This is a genomic window from Dokdonella sp. (assembly GCF_051958935.1).
Lineage (GTDB): Bacteria > Pseudomonadota > Gammaproteobacteria > Xanthomonadales > Rhodanobacteraceae > Dokdonella_A.
Genome location: NZ_JBQCFP010000095.1, coordinates 1 through 4511, shown reverse-complemented (window position 1 = coordinate 4511; position 4511 = coordinate 1). Strand labels below are relative to the sequence as shown.

Genomic DNA, 4511 nt, shown 5'->3' with positions numbered 1-4511 from the left:
TCGTCGCGCCAGCGTGTCGCTTCGTCGCTGCGCATGATGGCAACGACCGCTGCGTCCCGTTTGCGATGACGGCACACGACGGCGCGAGCGTCGTGGCCGCGACCACAGGGGGCAACATGCGCATTCGCAGTCATTCCGGCGCCGCGGTGGCGGCGCTCGTCGCAATCTTCACGTTCGCAGGCGCCGCCGGCGCGCGCGAGCACGACCTCATCCTGCGCGACGGCTTCGATGCCGGCGCGCTGCAGCCGGCGAGTCGTGGCGAGGCGGCACGCTTCCTCACCCAGGCGACATTCGGGCCGAGCGAAGCGTCGATCGACGAACTCGCCGACAGCGACTACGGCCGCTGGATCGACCAGCAGATCGCGCTGCCCCCGACCTACGCGCTGCCGTACATGCGCAGCGTCGAAGGCGTCACCGATCCGTTGGCGCACCTGCCGTTCCATCGCTATCGCCAGGCCTGGTTCGTCGCCGCCGCGCGCGCGCCCGACCAGTTGCGCCAGCGCGTCGCGTTCGCGCTGAGCGAGATCCTCGTCGTGTCCGAACGCGGCAACACGCTCGGCGACGACGGCCTCGCGCTCGGCGCCTACCACGACATCCTCGTGCGCGACGCGTTCGGCACGTACCGGCAGCTGCTCGAGGACGTCACGCTCGCGCCGGCGATGGGCCGCTACCTCAGCATGTACCGCAACCGCAAGCCCGATGCGGCGAACAACATCCAGGCCGACGAGAACTACGCACGCGAGGTCATGCAGCTGTTCTCGATCGGCCTCGTCAAGCTCAATCCCGACGGCTCGCCACTGCTCGTCGACGGCGCGACGGTGCCGACGTACGACGGCAGCGTCGTGCGTGCGCTCGCGCGCGTGTTCACCGGCTGGGCCTGCCATTGCGCGGCGGGGCAGGACTGCAGCGCCGACCCGTTCGTGGTCGAACCGTTCACCTGCAGCACCGAACACGCGATGGTGCCGTACGAGGCGTACCACGATCGCGACGAGAAGCGTCTGTTCGACGGCATCGTGCTCGGCGCCGGGCGCGACGCGCGCAGCGACCTCGCGTCCGCGCTGGATGCGCTCGCCCGGCATCCGAACGTCGGTCCATTCCTCGGCCGCCAATTGATCCAGCGCCTGGTCACGAGCAATCCCTCGCCGGCCTACGTCGCGCGCGTCGCCGCGGTGTTCGCCGACGACGGCCACGGCGTGCGCGGCAACCTCGGCGCGGTCGTGCGCGCGATCCTGCTCGACCCGGAAGCGCGAATCGGCCATCGGCTCGCGCCGGCGACGTTCGGCAAGGTGCGCGAACCGCTGCTGCGCGTGACCGCGCTGTGGCGCGCGTTCGACGTGACCTCGCAGAGCGACACGCTGTTCCCCGACGACCGCGAGATCCACGAGTCGCACAACCAGTCGCCGCTCTACTCGCCGTCGGTATTCAATTTCTTCTCACCGCGCCACGCGCCGGCGGGCACGCTCGCCGGCGCGGGGCTCGTAGCGCCGGAGATGCAGATCGTCTCGGCCAACTTCGCGATCCGCCTCGCCAACGACGTCGACGGCCGCGTGTTCTACGGCTACGCCGGCGGTGAACTCGAAGAGCTCGACCCCGGCGTGCGCGTGCTGCATCTCGAGCGCTGGCGCGCATGGCTCGCAACGGCAGGCAGCAGTGCGCTCATCGCGCGCCTCGACGAGTTGCTGCTCGGCGGTGGCATGTCGCCCGCGTTGCGCCAGCTCGTCGCGACGCGCCTCGCCGCGATCCCGGCGAGCGACACGCTCGCGCGCGTACAGAACGCGGTCTACCTCATCGCCACCTCCCCCGAATTCGCCACGCAGCGCTGAAGGAGTCCGCCATGTCCCACGATCCCCGTTGCGGCGCACGTCGTCGTTTCCTGCGCAACAGCCTCGCCGCGCTCGCCGGCGGCTACGGCTTCTTCGGCGCCCCTGCGAGTCTCTCGTTGCTCAATCGCGTCTGGGCACAGGGCGCCGGCGACGACTACAAGGCGCTGGTCTGCGTGTTCCTGCTCGGCGGCAACGACGGCCACAACCTCGTGGTGCCGCGCGGCGCGGAGTACGCGCTGTACGCGCAGCGCCGGCGCGGCCTCACGCTGCCGCAGGCCTCGCTGTTGCCGCTCTCGCCGCAGGGCTGGGCCGGCTATCCGGTCGGCCTGCACCCGGCGATGCCCGAGATGGCGCAGCTGTTCGGCGAAGGCCGACTCGCGATCCTCGGCAGCGTCGGCGCGCTGCTGCAGCCGGTCACGCGCGAGGAGCACCAGAACGGCAGCGTACCGCTGCCGCCGCAACTGTTCTCGCACAACGACCAGCAGGATTTCTGGCAGAACCTGGAAGTACGTTCGAGCGCCGATCCGACCCCGGTGTCGGGTTGGGGCGGCCGCCTCGCCGACCTCGTGCACGCGAACTACAACGCGGACGCCACCTTGTCGATGAACCTCTCGCTCGCCGGCACGAACGCGTTCCAGACCGGCCACGTGCTGCAGTCGATCGGCGTCGACACCGGCGAGATCCGCGCGATCCGCAGCCGCGACCCCGATGCGGCCGCGGCGTTCCAGGCCTTCCTCGCGACCCCACCGCCGAACGCACTCGCCGACGAGTACCGCCGCACGACGCGGCGCGCGATCGACGATTACGCGACGCTCGCGACCGCGCTCGACGGCGTCGCGCCGCTCGCGACGCCGTTTCCGCCACCGCCGGAAGTCGGCGCGCCGGCGGCCGATCGATTCGCGTTCGCGCTCGGCAGCCAGCTGCGCCGCGCCGCCGAACTCATCGCCGCGCGCGCAACCCTGCGCCATCGCCGCCAGGTGTTCTTCTGCTCACTCGGCGGCTTCGATACGCACGACGCACAGATGGGCGACCAGCCGCAGCTGCTCGCCGGCCTCTCGCGCGCGCTCGCCGCGTTCGACGCGGCGACCCGTGAACTCGGCGTCGACGCGTCGGTGACCACCTTCGTCGCGAGCGAATTCGGGCGCTCGCTCACGAGCAACGGCGACGGCTCGGACCACAGTTGGGGCAACCACCTGTTCGTGCTCGGCGGCGGCGTGCGTGGCGGGCGCATCTACGGCTCGATGCCGGACCTCGCGGCGCAGAGCGCCGATTTCACCTGGGACGGCCATCTGCTCCCGCGCATCGCGGTCGACCAGTACGGTGCGACGCTCGCGCGCTGGTTCGGCGTGACCGATGCGACCGCGCTCGACACGATCTTCCCGAACCTGCATGCGTTCGCGCAGGGCGACCTCGGGTTCATGCAGGCGTGAGGAAACGGCGGCGTGCCCACGCGCGCACCCGGCCTCGTAGGGCGGGATGCAGCGCGCCGTGACACGCATCGATGCGATGCGCATCATCGCGGGTCCCACCGCGGGCCAAGGGGCTACGCCGGCGGGACTCGCCGCTGCGCGGCTGCGTCCCACGCTACTCGGCTGCGTCCACTCCGCGTCGCGCGACGGTCACGGTGCAAGCGCGTGGCCGGCGTTGCCAAGGGCGGGGCGTGGGGATACCGTCGCCGGGTTGCTCCTGATGGACGGACGGCCATGGCGGACGAAGCGATCACCCCATCATCGAATGCCGCGTGGAATGTCGCCGGCGTGCAGACCGCATCGGCTACGGCAGGACGCGCGCGCGTGGAAGTCCTCGTGCGCGGCCGGTACACCGGCACGGTCGATCGCGGCAATGGTGTCGACCAGCTGCGCGTCGCCGTGTGGGATGACGGACAGGAGATGGACTTCAAGGTCGTCGACATCGCGCTCGGCACGACCGCGTCGCTGAGCGTGCGGCTCGGTTTCGACGGACGCTACGCGGAAGTCGCCGAGGGCATCGGCATCGTCGTCACCACGGGTTCGGACGCGGGCGGCGAGCACGTGTTCCATCTCGATCCGTTCTTCCCCGCGAAGGGTTGAAGCCTCATCACCTCGCCCATGCGACCCGGCGTCGCATGGGGCGCTCGCGCGCGATTGCCCGCGAATGGCCACATGCGCGCCCTCCGACCGTTGCTACCGTGAGTGATGCTGGGCAGCCCCATCCAAGGAGCTCCATGAGATGATCCTGCCCCTCGCGTTCACGGCTGCCCTTGCGTTCGCGCCGCTCGCGGCCAAACTGCCTGCGGACCAGAAGCCGTTCGAGTGCCCGCGGTGCGCCGCGTGGAACGAGCGCGTCGAGCCGTACCGGCTCGCGGAGAACACCTGGTATGTCGGCACGAAGGGACTCTCCTCGGTGCTCATCGTGGACGACGAAGGACTCGTGCTCATCGACGGCGGCTTGCCGCAATCGGCTGCGGTCATCCTCGACAACGTGCGCAGGGCAGGCTTCGATCCGACGCGGATCCGCTGGATCCTCAATTCGCATGCGCATTTCGACCACGCCGGCGGCATCGCGGCACTCGCGCGCCTGACCGGCGCGCACGTCGCAGCCGGGCGCGACGGCGTGATCGCGCTAACGCGCGCGGCGTACCACCCCGACGACCCGCAGGCGGGCTTCGGCGAGGCGACGCGCTCGCCGTCGGTGGAGCACGTGCGCGCG

The 4511-nt window shown here is 70.7% G+C and carries 4 protein-coding genes; all 4 read left to right on the top strand.

Going from position 1 to position 4511, the window contains the following annotated elements; translation table 11 throughout:
- The coding region (locus ACTHK2_RS08385; protein ID WP_440245249.1) for a DUF1800 domain-containing protein at window positions 1-1823 on the top strand (1823 nt) is incomplete at its 5' end.
- An 11-nt stretch (window positions 1824-1834) separates the two neighbouring features.
- Window positions 1835-3253 (top strand): DUF1501 domain-containing protein, encoded by a 1419-nt coding sequence (locus ACTHK2_RS08380; RefSeq protein ID WP_440245248.1) that lies wholly within the window; start codon window positions 1835-1837, stop codon window positions 3251-3253.
- 273 nt (window positions 3254-3526) lie between these two features.
- Entirely contained in the window at window positions 3527-3892 is a 366-nt protein-coding gene (locus tag ACTHK2_RS08375) for a hypothetical protein (protein WP_440245247.1), read from the top strand.
- 139 nt (window positions 3893-4031) lie between these two features.
- Window positions 4032-4511 (top strand): MBL fold metallo-hydrolase (locus ACTHK2_RS08370; RefSeq protein WP_440245246.1); only part of this gene is annotated, 480 nt, incomplete at its 3' end.